This is a genomic window from Halalkalibacter sp. HAAS-P014, assembly GCF_056619965.1.
Genome location: NZ_JBWQTV010000003.1, coordinates 141,966 through 162,603, shown reverse-complemented (window position 1 = coordinate 162,603; position 20,638 = coordinate 141,966). Strand labels below are relative to the sequence as shown.

Genomic DNA, 20,638 nt, shown 5'->3' with positions numbered 1-20,638 from the left:
CATTAAGTTACCACATTCCCCCACTTTACACCACACTAAATTTTCAATTTATCCACATCAAAAAAACCCTGCCAATAGACAGGGTTTTAATTATCCACATTTCGACGGAAAAACGTAACAATTATTTACAAATACACAACTTTGTGTATACTGTTCACCGACATATTTGTTGACAGCAATCGTCTAAATCCATCCTCACCAATGACATTCATCAACAAGATCGGATGAAATATGCGTTCTTGTGGCTTACTTAACGGAGAAAGAAAGTTACCAGCTTCTGTGAATTTTGAAAGAGTATACTCATGAGTTTGTCGAACGAAATTTTCCATTTTCTTTTCCATGAACTTTATTTGATTTTCTATTATGGTTACGTTTTTTTCACTCAACTGAGCTAAGGTAGGATCCATTTCGGATGCTAATTCCCGTAAAGGCGTATAATGATAGAGAATCGCCTCTCTAACTTCTTCTACCACTTTATTAACAGGATACTCATTTTCTTCTTTCAACCATTTCTCTCGCACTTCTTCCATTTGTCCTTTTAAGAATGGTTCGATGTCATGATTTTCTTCTTTTAGCCATTTATGAATGAAAGCTGGAACAAACGTCAATTGAATTCGTGGAATGACTGGTGGCATTTTCATTTCAAAGTGCGAAAATACATCTTTAAGAGTTGCCCAATACAGCAATTCACCAGGCCCGGAGATAAAAGCTAACACAGGCAATAACCATTCCTGCATCAAAGGCCTTGTAACAACATTATTGCTAAATCTCTCTGGTGTTGCATAAAGAATTGCTAATAATTCTTGTTTTGTATAGGTATAGTCGGTACCCTTTACTGTAAAAACACCTTGATCATAATCTAGCCTTCTCCGTTCTCCATTGACTTCTAGAAATAAGTGGGCATTCAAGTTATCAGTATCAATGGGCTCACCATATCCAGCCTTTGTAAAGGATATTGCCCCTTGTTGCTGAGAAGCTTGCACATACTCAACATCGTGTATCAAACGATCAAAGTACTCTACTTCTAGCTTACGTACTCCAGGGTCATGCGCGTCTAAAAGCAACAACCCTTCCTGACCAAAAAACCAGTTCATTACATTTCTAAAAAAATCAACGAACGTAACTGCATGCTCTTGAAAATACGATAACTTCTTAAAAATAGTCTTTGTATAGACCGTTTCAGGCAACGAAGCAAAAATCTCGTTCAACCATTTTTGTATTTCGACTTTATTTAGCTGTAAAGAAGAAGCAGATGATACCCTTAACGAGTCATTATACATGTGCTTTTTCCACAATCCAGCTTTCTCTTTGTAGACAAAACGAATCTCATCGACGTCGTGATCTTCACCAGCAATCCAAAAGATCGGAACGACAGGGACATTGAGTTTCTCTTCTTGTTGTTTAGCTAAAATAACGATAGACATTGCTTTATAGACAGTATAGAGAGGCCCAGTCAATAAACCAGCTTGTTGTCCTCCAACAACCACAACGGAATTTGGTTGACGAAGCTTTTCAATTTGATTGTGCGCCTCTTCTTTGTAATTAAGAGTCGAATGAACATTTAAGAAATAGCTTGCTAATTCCTCTCGTTTATACGTTTGCATTTGTAGGTGATCTACCCTTTTTTGGAACTTATCCGGATCATTATATGTATAATCAAAAAATGATTCACTTACCTTATTGCCACTGACATACCGATTCATAAACCCGTCGTCAGTTAGTAGGTCAATTTCCGTTACCTTCATATATAGACGTCCCTTCAATTACTAAATTCTCTTTCATCATAGCAAAGTATGGGGTAATGACCAAGTGATACGAACTTTTTTCAACTGAAAATTCTTAAAATTAAAGCGAACCCACTTAGTAGAAGGTAGATCACAAAGAACAACAGAAAGTTAAAGCGCCATATCCCCTTAAATAACTTACGAACATGAATATCTCCAGAGACCTTCCAATGGATCCAAGTAAATAACAAGGCAATACAGAAAAAGGTTGCGAGGATAATCCAAAGCAAAGACTGATTCCAAAGTTCGATAATAATAAAATAAACAGCCAGCATAAAAAGAATCAATGTCCAATCAGACGCTCGCCTCATAGACTTTGATTTATTCTTTGATATTTTCACAGACGTTATATAAATGAGATACCAACCTAATAACGGAAGGGTCACTATCGTAGCAATGATCCAAGCCACCATATTAATCATGAGTGAGCACCCCCTTGTCTTTTTCCTTGTTTCTTTGTTCGTTTGCTCGGATTCCTTCATATAGGAAGGTTAGAATTGGAACGTCTAGTTGCTTTTCTTCAGCAGCTCTTATCAGGAAACCGATAATGCTATCTATTTCAGTTTGCCGATTATTATTTAGATCGACTAACATTGAAGAATAATTATTGGCTGTATTTTTGCAAACCACACATACATTGTTCCACATTTCATTAACATCTTGATCTATAATTACTTGCATAACTTCTTTAAATGCGAGCTTCATAAGTTTGTGATAATGGTTGTTCTCTAACAAATCTCCATTGCGTATTCTAAACATAGCAGTTAATGGATTAATGCAAGCATTTATAATTAGCTTATTCTGAAGCATTTTGCTCCATTCTTCCTTTTGATGGATAAGAAAATTAGGATCTGTTATAGATTTAAAAGCAGCTTGGACCAATCCATCCTTTTTTTGCACATAACTCCATTTTAAACTCCCAACTCCAGTATGCCGAACTGTATTGTCATTCTTACGCAGGGCACCGTGTTCCATTATCCCAACCGCGATCTCAGGAATCGTTATTTCAGAAAATAATTCAGTATGTGCCATCCCATTTTGCAAAAAAAGTACAGACTTGATATCAAGTCTTAATAACCGAATCGTACTTAAAAGTCCTTTTACTTGATATGATTTCACTGCTACAATCATTAAATCAATCGATTCTGAACGTTTTAAGTCCATTAATGCTCTTACACGAACCTTTTGCTTCTCCCTCCCACCATCTTCATACTGTATATGTAAACCATTTTCTTGTACCTCCTTTGCTTGAGTAAGGCGATTGGTAATCATCAAAGGAGAACATCCTTGTTTTGTCAGATAAAATGTGGTTAACATCCCAATTGAACCAGATCCAATAATTACTATATTCACAATTAATACCCCTTGTTTTTTATAAAATTGTACCACACTCTCGGGCAAATCTTCTCAAAAAAATGTAATCAGCATCATTTCTAAAGTGCTGAATTTAAATCCAAATCACAGAGTTAAATATTACTGTGAAAGGATATTCGCTAATTTTTTAACTAAAAACTTTTCTCAACAAAAAATTGAACAAATATAAGCGTTCTCATCAGAAATGTAGTAAAATAGATTTGACTATGCTAGTAAGGAGGACATACTAATGAACAATTATGAAGTTAAGCGTTTACTTGTAAATTATAAAACGTTAGAAGAATTTAAAAACTTCCGTGAGTATGGCGCGGCTGAACTTTCAATGAAAGGTGATTTAGAATCAAATATCATTGAGAATGATAGCGAATCACCGTTTTACGGTATTTATTATGGGAATAAACTGGTAGCCCGAATGAGTTTATATCGCATTAGTGGAAAGTATGACCGTTACTTCGATCCTCCACAAGATTATTTAGAACTATGGAAACTAGAAGTATTGGAGCCATATCGTAAGAAAGGCTACGGTGAGACACTGGTTCGTTTCGCAAAATCATTTAAGTTACCAATAAAAACAAATGCTAGACAAGGTTCTAGTGCTTTTTGGGAACACATGGGATTTGAAGCTGCTACGTATGATGCTACTAGAGATCGTGGCGAAAGTCCTTACGTGTGGTATCCAGAAGGTGTTCATGAGCAGGTAGGAGACCAAGAACCCATTAATGTAGAATCGGAAGAAACAATTAACTAACATTACAATCTATAAAAAGGAAACACACACATGAAATTCATGTGTGTGTTTCCTTTTAAGAACTCCGTACGCTTTAAATAGACAACTTTCTAGCTCGATCCATAATAGACAACAACGAACGGTAATCTTCTGCCATTACTTTTTTCTCTTCTTTTACTTTTTCTAGTTGTTCCTTTAACATTGCATTTTCTTGTTTTAATTGTTCTATCTCTTCTGCAGGCCTATATTCTTTCACTTTTTCATGATAATTTGCTAAAAATGATAAAACCGACTCCATCGTTAAAAAGGTAGCTTGCTCTTGTGTTTGTTCTGACTCCACCTTCTCGTCTCTAACTTCTTCTGTAAACGTTGTTGACGGTTCGGTAATTTCATCACTAGTCTCTTCTTTCCACTCATCCTCAAACTGTGGTTGTTGCTGCTTCTTCCCTTTGGATCGCTGTTTTTTAGCTAACGCAATAGCGGATTCATACTTTTTTCTAATCGCAGAGTTCCACCTGAATCCACATGCTGCACTCGTCCTAGATAACCTCTCTCCAACTTCTTCAAAAGCGGAGAGTTGTGTACTGCCTTCTCGTATATGTCTAAGAACAACTTCAGCTAATATTAAATCTTCATCAGTGCTCCATGCATCTTGGCGAATCGTTGTCATAGAATCCCTCCTTAAAATCTCATTTACTTAATCATATGCATCTACTAGAGTAGAAAGACTCAAATTTGTAAAAAGAAGATATTTTCTTCCTGTTTTGAAATAGATTATGTTCTAGTATTCAATTATTACCGATTTTTCGATAACTATTCACTAGACCAACTAGAGCGACTGACACAAAAAGGAGACTGCCAAATACGGTCTTTCAACCTTTCTAACAGTCTCCTCTGCGTATTTGTTTGTTTTTTCTTTCAATTTAAGGTGATATACAAAAAGACGAAGAGAAATCTCTTCGTCTTTTTGTACTTATTCAAATTACTTGCTGATCACATCTTGGCCTTTGTAAGAGCCACACTCTTTACAAACACGGTGAGCAAGTTTTAATTCTCCACACTCAGGACATTTAGTCATACCAGGTACTGCTAATTTGTAGTGAGTACGACGCTTATTTTTGCGAGTTTTAGATGTTCTTCTAAATGGTACTGCCATCATTCCCACCTCCTTAAAAAATCTATAAAACCCAACTTCTATTCACTTTAGTTGGTTGTATGAAATGAAGGCCCGATCGGTGCCGGTGCTTCGATTTTCCTAATTCTTATCAAAAAACTTTGCTAAATCTGCTAACCTTGGATCGATTCGATTTTTACGATCTTCCTCTGTGATTAGCTCCCAATCTTTCCCTGCTGGTGGAGCAAGACGTTCCGCTTCAGTCTCCGCATACACTTGAATTGGTATTTCAAGAAGTATCCGTTCCTTTATAACCGGAAGCAAATCAATTGTTTCATCTTCAAGAAAATGAATATCATCATGTTCAACATCAGCTGTAACATAATCATTTTTCGGATGAAATTGTTCTGTTATTGAAAGGTCAATCGGAAATTTCACATCAGCCAAAGTTCTAACACACGGAAGAATTAACTCACCGGTAATAGACAATTGAAATGTAATCATAGAACCAGAATATTTAACATCGCCTTTTACCTTTATAGGAGATATCGACCTAATGTCTGGATTCATTTCTTTCAGGCTTGTTAAATCTACTTCTTCTTCAAATGTAAATGGTTTTCGTTTCGCAACCGACAATTGCTGTAATGACCATTTCATTTCTGATCACCTCTAAGACAACAAAATTAAGTATAGCTCTACAACATTTGATTGTCAACCTTTTTTCTTTACACTCTACATTCAAATATTGTAGCTAGTACTTGTTTAAAGCATGACGTTTATTGTAGCATGTCATAAAAGAAGAGTAAAGAAACTCTGTACATAAGAAATAACGTTTCAAAATCAATAAACAATTAAAAAAGTTAAAGGAGCTGAATTACAAGTGAAAGCAGTCGGTATAGTTGTTGAATATAACCCTTTTCATAATGGACATTTATTTCATGCTACAAAGGCAAGAGAAATAACAGGTGCAGACATAGTTATTGCTGTCATGAGTGGATCGTTTTTACAAAGGGGCGAGCCAGCCATTGTCTCAAAATGGCAGCGAACAAAAATGGCTCTCGCGAACGGAGTAGATTTAGTCATCGAACTTCCATATCCTTATTCTACCCAAAAAGCTGAATTATTTGCCACTGGTGCCATTTCCCTTTTAGCTGAAATGGGCGTAAACTTTATTAATTTTGGTAGCGAGTCAGGCAATATAGAAGAATTTAAAAGTTTGATTTCTTTTATGGAAGAAAATGAGTCAGCCTTTAACCTTTTAGTGAAAGAAAAAATGAAATTAGGGCTTAGTTACCCTCGTGCTACTTCCGAGGCTTTCAGGCAACTAGATCCTGATTCAACGATGCTCTCCCTAAGTGAACCAAATAACATTCTTGGTTTTCACTATATAAAAGCGATTAAAGACCAAGGATACTTTATTGAACCTACGACTACCCTGCGCCACAATGCGCATTACCATGACGAAACTGTACCGAAAGAATCTATCGCAAGTGCTACAAGCATACGACAGGCAATTTCAAAAAAAAACTTAGAAGATATTCAGCATGTTATGCCAAAGGAGACAATTCAACTTCTACAATCTTACCATCAAACCTTTTCACTTTATCATACTTGGGAACACTACTTTGATTTATTACAATATCGTATACTTTCTACTCCTATTGAACAGTTACGTCTAATTTATGAGTGTGAAGAAGGTCTTGAATACCGTGTTCTTGAAACAAGTAAACGCTCAAGTTCATTTACTGATTGGATGCACCAACTCAAAACAAAGCGTTATACATGGACTAGGTTGCAACGTCTAGCCACTCACATCTTAACTAATACAACAAAGTTGGAAATGAATGAGATACTACAACAAAAACCAACATACATTCGTTTATTAGGGATGAACAAAGAAGGACGAGCTTTTTTAAACCATACTAAAAAAGACCGTAACACTCCAATTGTTACTAACTTAGCAAAGTTGGACAGTGTTGCTGCAAAAGTCGAAGAAAGAGCTACAAATGTCTATTTAACACCACTCGATAAAAAAATGCGTCTGGATCAAATACGGCAGGAATTTTCAAGGTCGCCGATTCAACCCTAATGTCAGTTTTAAAGCCTGACTCTACACTACGTACAGAATCAGGCTTTTGAATTTATCGTATATTTGGTAACTCCTCTAAAAAAGCTAATGCCTCCTGAAAAGAATCAACAGGAACAATTTCCATGTCTGTCCCTATGTCTTTTGCCGCTTCAAGTGCTTCATTGTAATTTGAATCAATAGCTCCACCTTCATTGGGGACCAAAAAGTACTCAGCTCCTGCTTTATCTGCTGCGATTACCTTTTGACTCGCTCCTCCAATTCTGCCAACAATTCCTTCCTCATTAATAGTTCCTGTTCCTGCAATATTATATCCTTTTGTAATATCAGTATTTATCAATTGATTGTATATTTCCAAGGCGAACATGAACCCTGCAGAAGGGCCACCAATTTGACTTGTGTCAATGGTCACATCAGGATCAAAGGCAACTTCACGATCAGTTATTGGAGCTGACACCCCAATGCCTACCTGATCTTTGGGTACATCCATTTCTTCCGGGAATGCAGCAAAACCAATTTCTATTTTCTTCTCATGTCCATCGCGCAAAACGGTTAATTGGACGGTGGCAGTTCCATCCATTTTTTGCAATTGCTCAATTAACTGTTCTGCTGTTAACACTAATTCATCATCTACTGCTATTATATGGTCCCCTCTTTGTAAGAGCTCATGTGCAGGCATACCTTCTATTAACGTTGTTACTAAAACCCCTTTATATTCATATTCAACTTCCTTACCTGCTGCTTCATAGGCAACAATTTTGGCAATTTCTTGTGAACTAGTCATAGCCATTAATTGACGGTGGTGGTAATCTTCATCGGTTTCTCCTTCGTAACGAATCTGTTCTTCAGGGTAAATCATTCGATATGGACTTAAGTGAGCCCATGCATAAAAGAAAAGATTTGCTTTCCCCATCTGCACTGTTGTTAACATAAATGACCCCTTTTCGTCTGTATAACCACCTTCCACTTCTATTACCTCATCTAAAACTTTCGCCCCTCCCGGTTGTGAATAGTAGTAAGGCAACTGAAAAAAGTGTAGAAATAGCAGTAAAAGAATGAGGAAAACCCACCTTTTTTTAATCATCAATCCGTTCATCTTTTTTCTCCTTCCAACTTGCAATACAACTTTTGATTTCATTTAATTTTTCCCTAGTCGCCTCTTCCCCACGCTTGATTAAATTTTCTGCTCCTGAAAAGTCAAGGGAACTCGAATGTTTAACAATTGGACGAATCATAACTGAGCTATCAATTTCTTGCACCCTTACCATTTCTCTCGACATGATGTCCATACTTTGCATAATAACGTCAAAAATCGTATTCAGTTCTGGCTCTGTTTGAAAATTCGAGACATCAACTGCAATTGTAACATCCGCTCCCATTTCTTTCACTACAGAAACAGGCACACGGTCAATAACTCCCCCATCTATTAAAAGACGCTCACCGACTTTTTCCGGAACAAATATACCCGGTATTGAAATACTTGCTCTGACAGCTGATGCTACATCTCCTTTTTTTAAAACTACTCTCTCCCCATTTTTTAGATCCGTAGCAACGACTGTAACAGGTGGATTAAGTTGTTCCATGCACTTCCCTTTTGCAAGCATTTTTATAACTTCTTTCGCTCTTTGCCCAGCGACAAACCCTAACTTAGGAACAATAAAATCGATAAAATACTTTCTTCTAAAAAGTGTCGCGAATTGTTGCAAGTTAGCTGGAGAATGCCCAACACCATACAAACTACCAACTAGAGCTCCCATACTACTGCCTGCTATAAAATCAATTGGAATGTTTTCCTCTTCTAACACTTTCAATACACCGATATGAGCAAAACCGCGAGCTCCTCCAGAACCAAGTGCAAGACCTATTTTTGGTCGATCTTCCTTCATTCTATCCTCTCCTCACAATTTTTACCTATCTCAATCTAAATCATATGGTCTATTACGAGCTTGTATACGTATAGTTATATTATGGACATGTTCATTCCGACTTTACATATGAGGAGGCCGCTATTCAATGCAATTATCAATGATAAAAACACTCACTCTCGCTCTCATGAGCATTATATTAGCAGCCTCGCTAATGATTTACCCACAAGAAGCTCTTGAAGGTTCAATTAGAGGACTGAAAATTTGGTGGGAAGTTGTATTTCCGTCACTATTGCCATTTTTCATTGTATCAGAGCTTTTAATTGGATTTGGTGTCGTAACATTTATCGGCGTATTACTTGAACCTTTAATGCGTCCACTTTTTCGTGTACCAGGAGTGGGAGGATTTGTATGGGCAATGGGGCTGGCGTCGGGGAATCCAGCAGGTGCTAAAATTACTGCACGCTTACGACAAGAAAATAAATTATCAAGAATCGAGGCAGAACGCCTTGTTTGTTTTACCAGTTCATCAAACCCACTTTTCATTTTTGGTGCGATCGCAGTCGGTTTTTTTCATAATGCGGCACTTGGGATTCTTCTTGCTCTTGCTCACTATGTAGGGAACATATTTGTAGGACTCATCATGCGATTTCACGGTCTAAGGGAAGAAGCGACAAGCCCACCTCACAAACCTAAAGTTAGTGGAATTATTAATGCATTTAAAATGCTCCATGAAGAACGCATTCGAGATGGTCGTCCAATTGGTCAACTACTAGGTGATGCTGTTCAATCTTCAGTCCGAACACTACTGATGATTGGTGGTTTTATCATCTTATTTTCTGTTTTAAATAAAATTTTAAGTTTAGTTGGTATCGTTGCGCTCTTAAGTTCACTTTTTTCTATTATTCTTGCTTTCTTCCAGTTACCAACGGAGTTGAGTTCGTCACTCATATCAGGGTTATTTGAAATGACTCTTGGTGCACAAATCGCCAGTGAAACACAATCTGTTGGGTTATTGGAACAAGTTATTGTAACGAGTTTCATTCTTGCCTTTGGTGGTTTTTCTATTCAAGCACAAGTTGCCAGCCTTCTTGCAGAAACCGATATTCGATTCAAGCCGTTCTTCATTTCGAGATTAATTCATGGTTTTATCGCTTCCGTTCTTATCTTTATATTATGGAAACCCATATATCTTAATCAACAACAAACAGGAACTGACTGGCAAGTTATACCTGTTTTTCTGATGGATCAATCGAACACATGGCTCTCAAACACGTGGAATATCATTATTCAATATGGGTCATTATTTACACTCATCATGCTTATTTTGTTTATCCTTCTATCAGCTAAGCAAGCACTACAAAGAGCAAAATAAGGGGACTAAAAGAGGCTGACATCGACTGTCAACCTCTTTTAAACTTCTTTTTTAACGCTTTTGCTACTACTTCGGGGACAATATCTGAAACATCGGCGTCATATTTTGCTACTTCTTTTACTATACTTGAACTTAAATAAGAATAATGATTATTCGTCATCATAAAAAATGTTTCTATTTCAGGACCCAATTTTTTATTAATGGAGGCCGCTTGCATCTCATACTCAAAATCAGACACAGCTCTTAAGCCACGAATGATCGTATTCGCTTTCTTTTCCTTCACGTAATCAATTAATAAACCATTAAAAGAATCAACTTCAACGTTTACAAGATCTTTTGTTGCTTCCTGCAAAAGAGCAACTCGTTCCTCTACAGAGAACATCGGCTCCTTATTTCGATTATGAAGAACTGCAACGATTACTTTATCGAAGACAGAAGCTCCTCTTCTTATTATATCAAGATGACCTAATGTCACAGGATCAAAACTACCAGGACAAACTGCAATCGAACTCATTCCGTCACTCCATCCTTTCTATATGTATATATTGAAATCGTTGTATCACCATAAGTTTCGGTTCGAGATTTCACTCCACTTCCTATCTCGTTAGGTAAGCTAACTGAGCTTACATGTTCACAAACTATCATACCACTTTGCTCAAGTAAGTTGTAATCGAATATAATACTTACCTCGTTTATAATATTTTGTTTGGCGTAAGGAGGATCTAAAAATATAACAGAAAAGGATAGTTCACGTTTTATCAATGCTTTAAGTGCCCTATTTGCATCATTCCGATAAACCTCAGAACGCTCTTCAAAATGACAATGCTTTAAATTCACTTTAACGGTTTCAAGAGCCTTTCTGTTTTGGTCAATAAAAATAGCTTTATCAATTCCTCTACTAAGCGCTTCTATTCCTAAGCCCCCACTACCTGCATAAAGATCTAAAGCCATTCCTCCATTAAAATAGGGACCAACCATATTAAAAATTGATTCTTTCACTTTATCAGTTGTTGGCCTTGTTGAAGTTCCTGGTACAGCCTTTAATGACAAGCCTCGTTTTTCTCCTGATATAACTCTCACTATGCCACCCATCCTCTTTTCTAGATAATCCCTTTTATCCTATCATAAGTATCTCTAAAAAAGCATGAAGAAAAACACCTCAAAGATACTTTTGATTAAAATTAAAATTTTTCTAACCTTGATGTATGCAAACAGAAATTTATGGTCATACTTTCAACTAGTAACACTCTAATGTGTTGCTACAACCGCGGAGAAGGCTTACGTTTCCCCATAAGTTCTTCCTCCGGTTTCTCCTCTCCCATAGCCTCATGACATACATTAGTATGTTGTATGGGCACCTCGCAAGGGATTCCTTGCGGGGGTTTTTTTTATAATACTTCGCACTCGACAAGTTCTCAAATTCATGCTACATTTCATTCGTATTCCATAGAAAGAGGGTTTTTAATTATGATTCAACGATTTATACTCTTAGGTGAAGGGTACAATGATTTATATGAATTGCTTGAGCTTGCAAAATCGAATCAATCTAGGGTTCATATGCTATTGCGCTTAGATACTACAATCAACAATATAGAAAGAACCTCTCTGGCAGTAATTTTACAACCTGCAGCACCTGGAAAAATGATGCCTATTTATTTATGTTTAGAAGGCATTCATAATCCAGATATCAAACCATCTGAACGATATCGGTTATTTGAAACATTATCAAATGAAATCGAAGAACCAATTCACAAACTTGAAGTAAAGCCTTCAAACCAATTTAAGGAAAACGAATTATATTATCATTATTTGATCGGTGTACTTCGAATGAACCGTTATATTCCTGCACTGCATTAACCATTATTTGACCTATACTTCTATTTTTAAAAACAATACATAACTAAACGCCGACGAGCCCCAAATGTTTTAGTAGAACACTTGGGGCTTGTCGTTTACATTTGAGAGGCAATCTCTTCGTTCTTTCTCCTTTGTTGTTCTTGTTCAAACACTTTATTTGAAATTGGTAAAATTTTAAATTTAACAATAAAAATATTGACTAGTAGGAAAATAGTACACACAATAAATAAACCTCTTATTCCAACCCCTGATACAACTAGACCACCTAAAATAGGCCCCAACATATTCCCCAAATACATTGCACTATTCGAGAATCCATATGTCCTACTCTCCATTCCTTGTGGTGCGTGAAGTCTAATCAGTGTGTTTGCTGCTGGTAACAACCCTCCTAAACATAATCCAATAAAAAATCGTAACAAAACTAATTGCCATATTTCAGTCACAAAAGCTTGTGGTAGTGAAAAAAGTGCAACACCTAAAATGGAATACAGTAAAACCTTTTGGGCTCCTTTTTTGTCACTTAACTTTCCTAAATAGGGAGAAGTCAGCATATTGGCAAAGCCCATTACAGAAATAACTAATCCAGCATAAAAAGCAACCGTCGCTGGTGAAGTTAACTCTTCGACAAATAACGACAATAGTGGATTTACACCCATTACAGCAAATTGTATAAAGAAAATAGCAATAAATAATGACAAGAGTGGCTTCCTATTTGTAATCATACTAAACTCTTGAACAGTACTTGTTCTCTCCTTAGCTTTAACAGGGGTAAATTGTTCTTTCACAAAAAAGAAAACAACCATCGTCGCAATAAAAATACAAGCTCCGGTAATTAAAAAGACTGTTCGATACCCGAAATTTTGTGCTAACACTCCCCCTATTAACGGTCCACAGATAGAACCTGATACTGAACCAGACTGCAACAGACCAAGCGCATATCCAACTTTTTCTTTAGGCGTGTTGGTTGAAACTAATCCTATTGAAGCAGGAATAAATCCAGAAACTACTCCATTTAGCAGGCGTAATAGAAGAAGAGTAATTGGACCCGTTGCAAAACCTGTTAAACTTACAAATAAAGCCATACCAAATCCAGAGCGTAAAATCATCATTTTACGTCCGTATTTATCACCCATTCTTCCCCAAAAAGGAGAAAACAAAAAAGCTGTTAGGAAATTAGCACCAAAAATAGCACCTGCCCAAATACTTAGTGTCTTAGGATTATCGACTCCTAACTCCTGTAAATAAAGAGGTAAAAAAGGAATGATCATTGTCATTGCACTGATGACAAGAAATTGACTAATTACCAGGATCCATAAATTGCGTTTCCAGCTAACCACGTTACCACTTCCTTTACTTCTAGATCCATTATATGTTTCGCCAAACGAAATAATCAAACGCGAAAACTCGATCTATAGACGATAAACCTGCAGAAACATATGATCTCTTGCCAATTGCTCGATTTTTCATAAAAAAAAGACACTCGTTCGGTTGCTAATTAGCAGCCTACTTAAGTAGCCTTAAATCCCCATCTTATAATCATACTCTTTTGCTTTATCTGGCTTTGCATTTTGGAATTCTGTTTCAATAAATGGTCGCATCGAAGGTTTCACATCACGAACAAAAGGAAAGGTATGTAACTTTTTTATTGTATCATCCACTTTTTCTTGATCGCAGTAAAAAATGACATATTTCATTTTCTTTGATACATAGTGAACATTCCCAAATCGACGTAGTTGTCTAGCAAATTTTAACGATGTTAGCCAAACAGCTATTCCTTGTCGCTTTCCATTTAGCATATAATGTTCTCCTCCTGAATAATCTTTTATCAATTCAGTCTAGCATGTTCTACCTTAACCATCAATAGTGCACGTTCATCTTTAGTTTAAGTATACTTTTATACCACACCTAATTAAAAGAAGAGAAGCTCATGCTTCCCTCCACACTAACTACAACTGCACCCTCCACCAGTGCCACAACCCCCACTGCAGGACATATTGTCGAAAAAAGGATTGCCAGTAGGAACTTTTATTGTTTTAGATACTGCCCGAGCTAGTATTTCACTAATTTCGTTCAATAATGACTCAAGCTCTTTCTCCGCTTGTTTAAAGTCTGAAACACTTGGTGTTAGATCAACCTCGCGTTTGACTTTCCGTATATTAGTTGAAACTTTATCGTAATCTGGATGATATCTCCCGAAACGTTGTACTTCTTCATATTGGTCCTTTAATTTAGTAAACTTTTGAATTCGCTCTTGTGCTTTCGAATCGGCTTGCAGCTCTTTCTTAGCTATCAAATATTGCTGATAGGTCTCAGATTGAATTACTGCTTGTCCAAGTTCGCTTGCTTGGTCAAGCAACTCAAAAGTTGTCATAGTTGCGAGCATTACTCACACCTCCTACCAATCAGTATAGCACACCAAATCAAAATTCGATAACTTCTTGTTTCTTAACTATATATGAATGGATGCTGGTGTATTGACTTCAATGTGACTATATTGTTTTAGTTCTGATGTTAATTTAAGTAATGCTGCATCTTTTTGTTTTGCTTCAATCATTATGTCAACGTGGTCAACTGTACCTTTAATCATCTCAAGAAAATTATAAAGCCTATCACTATTAATATAATCATGATGTCGCCTGTCCTTCTCACCTTCTTTAGGACTCGAGATGTGAATTTTAACAGGTAGTGGACTACTTTTCCATAAATTAACTATCCGTTCCCAAATTAGAAGAAGATCAGATGATTTTTGATAAACATCAAAATGATGAAGGTCGAGAATGACTGGTACATCTAACTTTTCTCCTAAGTATAATGCATCTTCAATTGTGTAATTAAGATCATCATTTTCAATCATTATCATTTCTTGGATTGGCCTAGGTATGTTAGCGAAATTGGAAATAAACTGCTCTAACCCTTCTTCCCTCCCTGCCTTTTTACCACCAATATGGAGGACACAACGATGGGTATGATCAATTCCCATGCCCTTTAATAATTTGTAATGCATTATAAGTGTACGTAATGACCGTTCTAAAATGTCTTTTGACCGATTATTTAACACAACGAAATGATCGGGGTGGAAATCTACTCTCATTTTGTTTTTCTTTATAAATTCTCCTAATTCCTTTAAAACCGAAGCAAGTGACCGTTCGAACTTCCATCCCTGTGTCAATGGGTGGTTAGCCAGTGGAATAAGCCTGGATGACATACGAAAAAAACAAATATCATGTGCTTTATTGTGCTTTAATAATCTAAGACAATTATTTAAATTGGATGTAGCAATTCTCTCTAATTTGCGAATGCCAGCATCATGATCGGCAATTTTTTCGAATTGTTTAGCTGTCATCGTTTGGGACGGAGATGCATTGGATAACAATACACTCATAGCTACATACCCTAAGCGAATTGAACACTGGTTGTCCATGTTGACTTCCCTCCAAACTTTGTCTATAATTCATTCGTCTTATTTAAATGTATGAAGAGAAAGGTGCGTGAGTAATGAAGATTGTTACATTTAATCCTTTCAGAACAATTGGCATGCCAGGAATAAAATATGTTAAACCTGAACGCATGTTTGAACTGGAAGAACGAAAAAAAATTGAAGAAGCTGACGTTTGTTTATTCCCTGAAAATTGGCAAGTTAATGCCCTTATGTATGGAATGAAAAAAAAGATATTTCCAAGTATTCAATCTATACAAATGGGTTTTAACAAGATTGAGGTAACTAGAGCCCTATGGAGCGTTACCCCTAATCATGTACCCAAAACACTCATTTTAGGGCGCAATCATGATAATATTAATCGTGTTTTTGCAGAGTTTCCTTTTCCTTTTGTAGCAAAAGAAAATCGAAATTCTATGGGAAAAGGTGTCTTTCTAATCGAAACTCACAAACAATTTCACGATTATGCTGAGAAGAACGAGTACTTCTACATTCAGGAATATTTACCAATTGATCGAGATCTACGAGTTTGTTTTGTTGGAGATGATGTCGTTACTGCTTATTGGCGTATTAATGAACGAAATACATTTCGAAATAACGTCGCACAAGGTGCCCGTATTTCCTTTGACAACATTCCAGAAGAAGCCATCGAACTCGTTCGTACAACAGCTCGCAATTTAGGGATTAACCACGCTGGTTTCGATGTAATTTCCGTTGATGGAAACTTTTACTTTTTAGAATTTAATACACTCTTTGGAAACCAAGGGTTTCAACAACTTGGAATATCGATAGAAAAAAACATTTATGAGTATCTTCAAAATAACATCACTAAATTGTAACAACAAATGATTCTTCCAAATTCTCATAAGGCGTTCGATCATTCTTCACAACGACAACTTTTATTTCATATTCCCCTAAAGGTAGATCTTCAATGAGAAAAGCGGGTTGAAATAATGTGTCAACATGCTCTCCGTTTATATAAAGTCGGATATGCCCTTCTCCATCTTGATGGAGATTTCCGACTTTTTCTTCTTTAAATTGAAACCGATTGAGAAAACACTCAATAAGCACATCATTTTTTCTTACTTCGTGATGAATTGTTAATTTTTCTTGCGTTTTAGTTTGAACAGTTACGACACCAGTACTTTGAAGAGGGACGACCTGAAATCGCTGTAATGAGTCTAGCTGACTCGCACAAACATTAACAGGTATAAAGAATAATATTAAACAGGTTAAAAAGACAATATGCTTATGCATCCGTTTCCTACTCCTCTATCAATTTATATAAATAGGTTTCCTCCAATCAACTCTTTTATTCATCAACAATTTTATAGTAAATACAAAAAAGACCTGTCAACATTTATTGAACAGGTCCTTGTGATTCAGCCCCCATTGCTTGCCCCTTTAACATCTCCATCATCATCATAATGAGACCGAGGGAATTTTGCACTTTTTCTACGCGTTGGGGTAAAGTACGGCCATAAAATTGGTTGGCTTCCTTTTCTAATGTGACGATTGAGTTCGGATCTCTTGTTAAATGTCGATACCACTTAGGGTGTTGTCTTATATACTGACGTAAATCTGGCCTCTCGTGTAAGAACTGTTGAATATCTGCTCTCATATAGTTCCTCCTCACATTTCATTAATCGCGTCGAAAAGAAAAGGGATGTTCTTGTTGATTTTGAGTAGGTTGATCAGAAGGCTTCTGAAATGATTGGATAACATTTTGAATATTTGAGAGGACCGCACTAAATTGTGTCAAATGATTTTGCACATCCTCAACATTCATTCTTTTAACAAGTCCCATAATTTGTCCAAAAGCATCTAGTGCACTATTGGTCGATTTCTCCTCTTTTTCATTGCCTTCATCATCACTAACTTCAATGTCTTCGTTAGTTAAATACGTCTTCCAATGCTCATGATCGTCTCCAAACACGCTCCATTCTTCAAATAATTCTTGGAGTGTCTTTCTTTCCTCTTTCACTTCTTTTAATAAGTTTGGGTTTCTTTTCATAAATTTCTTAAACTCTTGCACGGAAGGATGTAACCCCTGTCTTTGTGTCATTTATTTCACCTTCCTTTTAATTTTCTTTATAATAGCTTACACAAATGCCCAGTCCAATGTTCCCATTTCAACAAAACAGTTTGCCTTGTAAGGTAATTTTGCTACAATATGTAAGATTAAAATAAAACAGGAGGATTTTTATACATGCTCAATACAACTCATAACATCCTAGATAAAACAAATCAATTTCTTTCCAACGCAACTGAGGAAGAACAGGCCTTAGTTTCAAATATTTTAGATAGGTTACTAAAGAAACAACAAGGCTCTTACAATACGTATTTAACAGCGATTACCGGAATTAAACATCATCTTCTTGAAAATGATCATTATGAAGTTACTATTCCCATTCAGCCCCTTATTGAAAATGGGTTAAAAATAGTTCATGGAGGGGTTATAGCTACGCTTCTAGATGAGACAATGGGCTCAATGGTGAATCAATCCCTACCAATTGGTTTAGCAGCAGTAACATCAGAAATGAATATCCACTATATTAAACCTGGATTAGGTGAATATTTACAATGCAAAGCATCGGTGATCCATAAAGGGAATAAGGCTTGGGTAACAGAGGCTAAGGCATATAACGAAGACGAAAAACTAGTAGCCATGGCTACAGCAACTTTCTTTGTTATAAAAAAAGACCGAGAAAAAGGTTAATCTTTCCTTTTTCTCGGTCTTTTTAGCATTGACAAAATTATAATTGCCAAGGAGTTAAAAAATTCTGCGTGAAGTGTTCTCTATATACTCCTACTCCTAAATGACTAAATTCTTCATGTAACAAATTCACCCGATGCCCTTCGCTATTTAACCATCCTTCTACAGCAGCTAAACCATCGATATATTTCGCAGCTATGTTTTCACCAGCTAACATAAAAGGTACATCACCGTTTTTAAAGCGATCACCTACTTCACCAAATGTCGGAGATGTATGGGAGAAAAAATCATTTATACTCATATCTTTGCTATGAAGATAAGCAACATCTGATACTGTCTCGTCCCATTCAAAAGGTTCTAGACCGTGACGATTCCTTATAATATTTGTATAATCAAATATTTGCTTAGCATTGCTATCTTCAATCTTTTCCCACTCCTCATTCGTAAAAGACGGTTGTGTTGGTGGTTCTCCTATATAAGAAACTGAATATGGTCTTTTCCTTATTAACACTTCACTAGCTAACAATCGCATACTAGATAACTCCTCTGTATGTGTATCAAAATAAAATTGGACCCATATATCTTCTATTTTTCCTAATGGTCTCATTTTGACATCCTCTCGCGTCAATTCAAACTGATACATTCCACCTGTACTAGATGTTACATCAACACGTTCCTTAAATTGAAGGAGTTCGTTTATTTCACTGTACGTCTTACCTAATGATAACTCTTGTCCTCGTATATCTCCAGTTAAGAATGCTGTCACAACCTCCCCATCTTCAATACCAATTTGCATATAAGAATCATCAATTGATTGATAGATCCACCATTCATAACCATATGCAGATAAATCAATTCGATCAGGTTCCCCAAATTCTGCTTTAATGTCATTTACAGAGATCCCTATAAAATGTTCATGACTTGCTAGTTGAATTGGATCATCCTCTGTTACTTTCTCTTCTACTATGGAATAGACTTCTTCACTAGATAGAATCTCTTCCTCTTCCAAGACAGGTTGTTGAAACCACTCATTTATCTCAACCTCGTATACACTTTCAAAAATAATAATAGAAATAAAAAGTATCATACTACCGATTATCACATGCTTTTTTTTCATATTAACCCCTCTTTCCAAACCTAGAAGTTCCTTTCTAAGAAGTGGTGCTATTTCCTCCTCGATCCCTTATAGTAAAATTCGAAATTCACTATGTCATTTCCTTTAACTAACTATGTAAGGTTCTGTCGCTTATAACAATAAATCTGTCGAAGGTGAAATTATCCATAAAAGTTTCATGATTAATCCATTGCAACTGAAGACATTTCATACTATCATAAATAGAGTACATATATGATGAATTGGAGGCGTATTCATAGTGAAATTTGAACATATCGAGCTTGCAGATAAAGAAGTGAAATTTGAAACATTTCGTCACGCTGCGGAATCAATTGGCTTTGTCCATGCTGGTCAATGGGATTATCAACGAGTAACATTAGATTACAAAATCGTTAACCAAGGGGATGTATATTACCTTAGGGTTCCAGCTTATGCGATAAAAGGCGATATCCCAAAGGAAGATGCAATCGTAAAACTTATGCCACCTATGCTTGGTAAACATTATTACCCCCATGGTGTAGAGTACGACGGCGAAGACTTCCCTCAAGCTATTATTGATAAGTGTAATAATAAACTAGAGTTACTTAAGAAAAACATCGAAACCAATTAATAAATAACACAAAAATAAGACAACTAGGCTATTATCCTTGTTGTCTTATTTTTGTGTTATTTTCTCTCTTTAATAATGATAACTCTTAATGAATCATCACCACCACGTACTAACTCAAACCGTAATTGTCTTGAAACCTTGTTTTCTTCACCATACTCAAATAATGTAACAACTTCATTTACATCAGCATGAAACTCTCCCAGTTCATCTTCATATACAGTCAGAACTTCAAAATCATTGAGTTCTTTCGTTATACGCTCCCCATGCAAGTCGCTTATATAGCGCCTTACTGAATGGTAGTAACTATTATTAGTAATCAAATATGGTTCCAATAAGTTAAAATCGCCAGTATTAACCGATTCAATCATTTTTTCTTTATACTCTATCAAGAAGTTAGCTACTTCTTCACTTTCTTCAGCGTTAAGTGGAGTTAATTGCTCAGGCTCTGACGAAGCACACGCTGCAAGAGAAAGGAAAAGTAGAAACGATAGTATATAGCTTAATTTATGCATTCTTACGCCCCTAAATATTATTTTGATTAGACTTTATTATAGCATATTCAAACTAAAAAGAGGAAAAG

At 36.2% G+C, this 20,638-nt stretch carries 26 protein-coding genes; 7 read left to right on the top strand and 19 right to left on the bottom strand.

Annotated elements, in window-relative coordinates; all coding sequences use genetic code 11:
* Nucleotides 1-125 precede the first annotated feature (125 nt).
* The 3 genes from bshC to AC1FXZ_RS03400 all read right to left on the bottom strand — a co-directional run bounded on the left by bshC (nt 126) and on the right by AC1FXZ_RS03400 (nt 3,137).
* Nucleotides 126-1,745, bottom strand: coding sequence for a bacillithiol biosynthesis cysteine-adding enzyme BshC (gene bshC, locus AC1FXZ_RS03410; protein ID WP_480050995.1), 1,620 nt, complete (start codon nt 1,743-1,745; stop codon nt 126-128).
* An 80-nt stretch (nt 1,746-1,825) separates the two neighbouring features.
* A complete protein-coding gene (locus AC1FXZ_RS03405) occupies nt 1,826-2,206 on the bottom strand; it encodes a DUF3397 domain-containing protein (protein WP_480050993.1) in 381 nt (126 codons plus the stop codon).
* Nucleotides 2,199-3,137 (bottom strand): 2-dehydropantoate 2-reductase, encoded by a 939-nt coding sequence (locus AC1FXZ_RS03400; protein WP_480050991.1) that lies wholly within the window; start codon nt 3,135-3,137, stop codon nt 2,199-2,201. The genes AC1FXZ_RS03405 and AC1FXZ_RS03400 overlap by 8 nt, the downstream gene beginning before the upstream one ends.
* Before the next feature lie 250 nt (nt 3,138-3,387).
* On the opposite strand from AC1FXZ_RS03400, the gene AC1FXZ_RS03395 reads away from it, so the two are divergent.
* Entirely contained in the window at nt 3,388-3,906 is a 519-nt protein-coding gene (locus tag AC1FXZ_RS03395; RefSeq protein ID WP_480050989.1) for an N-acetyltransferase, read from the top strand.
* 73 nt (nt 3,907-3,979) lie between these two features.
* Here the strand turns inward: AC1FXZ_RS03395 and AC1FXZ_RS03390 are convergent, their stop codons facing one another.
* The 3 genes from AC1FXZ_RS03390 to AC1FXZ_RS03380 all read right to left on the bottom strand — a co-directional run bounded on the left by AC1FXZ_RS03390 (nt 3,980) and on the right by AC1FXZ_RS03380 (nt 5,656).
* Nucleotides 3,980-4,555 (bottom strand): RsfA family transcriptional regulator, encoded by a 576-nt coding sequence (locus tag AC1FXZ_RS03390; protein WP_480050987.1) that lies wholly within the window; start codon nt 4,553-4,555, stop codon nt 3,980-3,982.
* Between the two features lie 312 nt (nt 4,556-4,867).
* On the bottom strand, nt 4,868-5,041 hold the full coding sequence (gene rpmF / locus AC1FXZ_RS03385) for a 50S ribosomal protein L32 (RefSeq protein ID WP_012959505.1): 174 nt from the start codon (nt 5,039-5,041) through the stop codon (nt 4,868-4,870).
* Nucleotides 5,042-5,140: 99 nt separating this feature from the next.
* A complete protein-coding gene (locus AC1FXZ_RS03380; protein ID WP_480050985.1) occupies nt 5,141-5,656 on the bottom strand; it encodes a YceD family protein in 516 nt (171 codons plus the stop codon).
* Nucleotides 5,657-5,879: 223 nt separating this feature from the next.
* On the opposite strand from AC1FXZ_RS03380, the gene AC1FXZ_RS03375 reads away from it, so the two are divergent.
* Nucleotides 5,880-7,088 (top strand): nucleotidyltransferase, encoded by a 1,209-nt coding sequence (locus AC1FXZ_RS03375; protein WP_480050983.1) that lies wholly within the window; start codon nt 5,880-5,882, stop codon nt 7,086-7,088.
* A gap of 52 nt (nt 7,089-7,140) precedes the next feature.
* Here AC1FXZ_RS03375 and AC1FXZ_RS03370 read toward each other — a convergent pair whose 3' ends face one another.
* Nucleotides 7,141-8,181 (bottom strand): SepM family pheromone-processing serine protease, encoded by a 1,041-nt coding sequence (locus AC1FXZ_RS03370; RefSeq protein ID WP_480050981.1) that lies wholly within the window; start codon nt 8,179-8,181, stop codon nt 7,141-7,143.
* On the bottom strand, nt 8,162-8,971 hold the full coding sequence (locus tag AC1FXZ_RS03365; RefSeq protein ID WP_480050979.1) for a patatin-like phospholipase family protein: 810 nt from the start codon (nt 8,969-8,971) through the stop codon (nt 8,162-8,164). The genes AC1FXZ_RS03370 and AC1FXZ_RS03365 overlap by 20 nt, the downstream gene beginning before the upstream one ends.
* Nucleotides 8,972-9,098: 127 nt before the next feature.
* Here AC1FXZ_RS03365 and ylbJ point away from each other — a divergent pair, with 127 nt between their 5' ends.
* The gene (gene ylbJ, locus AC1FXZ_RS03360; RefSeq protein ID WP_480050977.1) at nt 9,099-10,325 is read left to right on the top strand and encodes a sporulation integral membrane protein YlbJ; all 1,227 of its coding nucleotides are present in this window, start codon (nt 9,099-9,101) and stop codon (nt 10,323-10,325) included.
* A 28-nt stretch (nt 10,326-10,353) separates the two neighbouring features.
* Here the strand turns inward: ylbJ and coaD are convergent, their stop codons facing one another.
* Together coaD and rsmD are read right to left on the bottom strand one after the other, a co-directional pair.
* Nucleotides 10,354-10,839, bottom strand: coding sequence for a pantetheine-phosphate adenylyltransferase (coaD, locus tag AC1FXZ_RS03355; protein WP_480050975.1), 486 nt, complete (start codon nt 10,837-10,839; stop codon nt 10,354-10,356).
* The gene (rsmD, locus tag AC1FXZ_RS03350) at nt 10,836-11,405 is read right to left on the bottom strand and encodes a 16S rRNA (guanine(966)-N(2))-methyltransferase RsmD (protein WP_480050973.1); all 570 of its coding nucleotides are present in this window, start codon (nt 11,403-11,405) and stop codon (nt 10,836-10,838) included. The genes coaD and rsmD overlap by 4 nt, the downstream gene beginning before the upstream one ends.
* A 387-nt stretch (nt 11,406-11,792) precedes the next feature.
* Between rsmD and AC1FXZ_RS03345 the strand changes: the two genes are divergently transcribed.
* Complete coding sequence (locus tag AC1FXZ_RS03345; RefSeq protein ID WP_480050971.1) at nt 11,793-12,182, top strand: DUF7147 family protein; 390 nt, start codon at nt 11,793-11,795, stop codon at nt 12,180-12,182.
* Between the two features lie 95 nt (nt 12,183-12,277).
* On the opposite strand, the gene AC1FXZ_RS03340 is transcribed toward AC1FXZ_RS03345, so the two are convergent.
* From AC1FXZ_RS03340 to uvsE, 4 genes are all read right to left on the bottom strand, one after another.
* Complete coding sequence (locus AC1FXZ_RS03340) at nt 12,278-13,519, bottom strand: MFS transporter (RefSeq protein ID WP_480050969.1); 1,242 nt, start codon at nt 13,517-13,519, stop codon at nt 12,278-12,280.
* Nucleotides 13,520-13,699: 180 nt separating this feature from the next.
* Complete coding sequence (locus AC1FXZ_RS03335; RefSeq protein WP_480050967.1) at nt 13,700-13,978, bottom strand: YlbG family protein; 279 nt, start codon at nt 13,976-13,978, stop codon at nt 13,700-13,702.
* Nucleotides 13,979-14,124: 146 nt separating this feature from the next.
* Nucleotides 14,125-14,565 carry a YlbF/YmcA family competence regulator gene (locus AC1FXZ_RS03330; RefSeq protein ID WP_480050965.1) on the bottom strand — a complete coding sequence of 147 codons (441 nt, stop codon included), beginning with the start codon at nt 14,563-14,565 and terminating at the stop codon, nt 14,125-14,127.
* A gap of 66 nt (nt 14,566-14,631) precedes the next feature.
* Complete coding sequence (gene uvsE, locus AC1FXZ_RS03325; RefSeq protein WP_480050963.1) at nt 14,632-15,603, bottom strand: UV DNA damage repair endonuclease UvsE; 972 nt, start codon at nt 15,601-15,603, stop codon at nt 14,632-14,634.
* 74 nt (nt 15,604-15,677) lie between these two features.
* Here uvsE and AC1FXZ_RS03320 point away from each other — a divergent pair, with 74 nt between their 5' ends.
* Nucleotides 15,678-16,457, top strand: a complete 780-nt coding sequence (locus AC1FXZ_RS03320) for an ATP-grasp domain-containing protein (protein ID WP_480050961.1) — start codon at nt 15,678-15,680, stop codon at nt 16,455-16,457.
* On the opposite strand, the gene AC1FXZ_RS03315 is transcribed toward AC1FXZ_RS03320, so the two are convergent.
* From AC1FXZ_RS03315 to AC1FXZ_RS03305, 3 genes are all read right to left on the bottom strand, one after another.
* A complete protein-coding gene (locus AC1FXZ_RS03315) occupies nt 16,447-16,875 on the bottom strand; it encodes a hypothetical protein (RefSeq protein WP_480050959.1) in 429 nt (142 codons plus the stop codon). The genes AC1FXZ_RS03320 and AC1FXZ_RS03315 overlap by 11 nt on opposite strands.
* Nucleotides 16,876-16,978: 103 nt before the next feature.
* Nucleotides 16,979-17,239: a YlbE-like family protein gene (locus AC1FXZ_RS03310; protein ID WP_480050958.1), complete on the bottom strand. Its 261-nt coding sequence runs from the start codon at nt 17,237-17,239 to the stop codon at nt 16,979-16,981.
* Nucleotides 17,240-17,260: 21 nt separating this feature from the next.
* Entirely contained in the window at nt 17,261-17,683 is a 423-nt protein-coding gene (locus AC1FXZ_RS03305; RefSeq protein ID WP_480050956.1) for a YlbD family protein, read from the bottom strand.
* Between the two features lie 144 nt (nt 17,684-17,827).
* On the opposite strand from AC1FXZ_RS03305, the gene AC1FXZ_RS03300 reads away from it, so the two are divergent.
* Nucleotides 17,828-18,337 carry a PaaI family thioesterase gene (locus tag AC1FXZ_RS03300; RefSeq protein WP_480050954.1) on the top strand — a complete coding sequence of 170 codons (510 nt, stop codon included), beginning with the start codon at nt 17,828-17,830 and terminating at the stop codon, nt 18,335-18,337.
* Nucleotides 18,338-18,374: 37 nt separating this feature from the next.
* On the opposite strand, the gene AC1FXZ_RS03295 is transcribed toward AC1FXZ_RS03300, so the two are convergent.
* Nucleotides 18,375-19,451 carry a CAP domain-containing protein gene (locus tag AC1FXZ_RS03295; protein WP_480050952.1) on the bottom strand — a complete coding sequence of 359 codons (1,077 nt, stop codon included), beginning with the start codon at nt 19,449-19,451 and terminating at the stop codon, nt 18,375-18,377.
* Between the two features lie 256 nt (nt 19,452-19,707).
* Between AC1FXZ_RS03295 and AC1FXZ_RS03290 the strand changes: the two genes are divergently transcribed.
* Nucleotides 19,708-20,058 (top strand): YugN family protein, encoded by a 351-nt coding sequence (locus AC1FXZ_RS03290; protein ID WP_480050950.1) that lies wholly within the window; start codon nt 19,708-19,710, stop codon nt 20,056-20,058.
* Nucleotides 20,059-20,114: 56 nt separating this feature from the next.
* Here the strand turns inward: AC1FXZ_RS03290 and AC1FXZ_RS03285 are convergent, their stop codons facing one another.
* Entirely contained in the window at nt 20,115-20,570 is a 456-nt protein-coding gene (locus AC1FXZ_RS03285; RefSeq protein ID WP_480050948.1) for a TcaA NTF2-like domain-containing protein, read from the bottom strand.
* Nucleotides 20,571-20,638 lie beyond the last annotated feature (68 nt).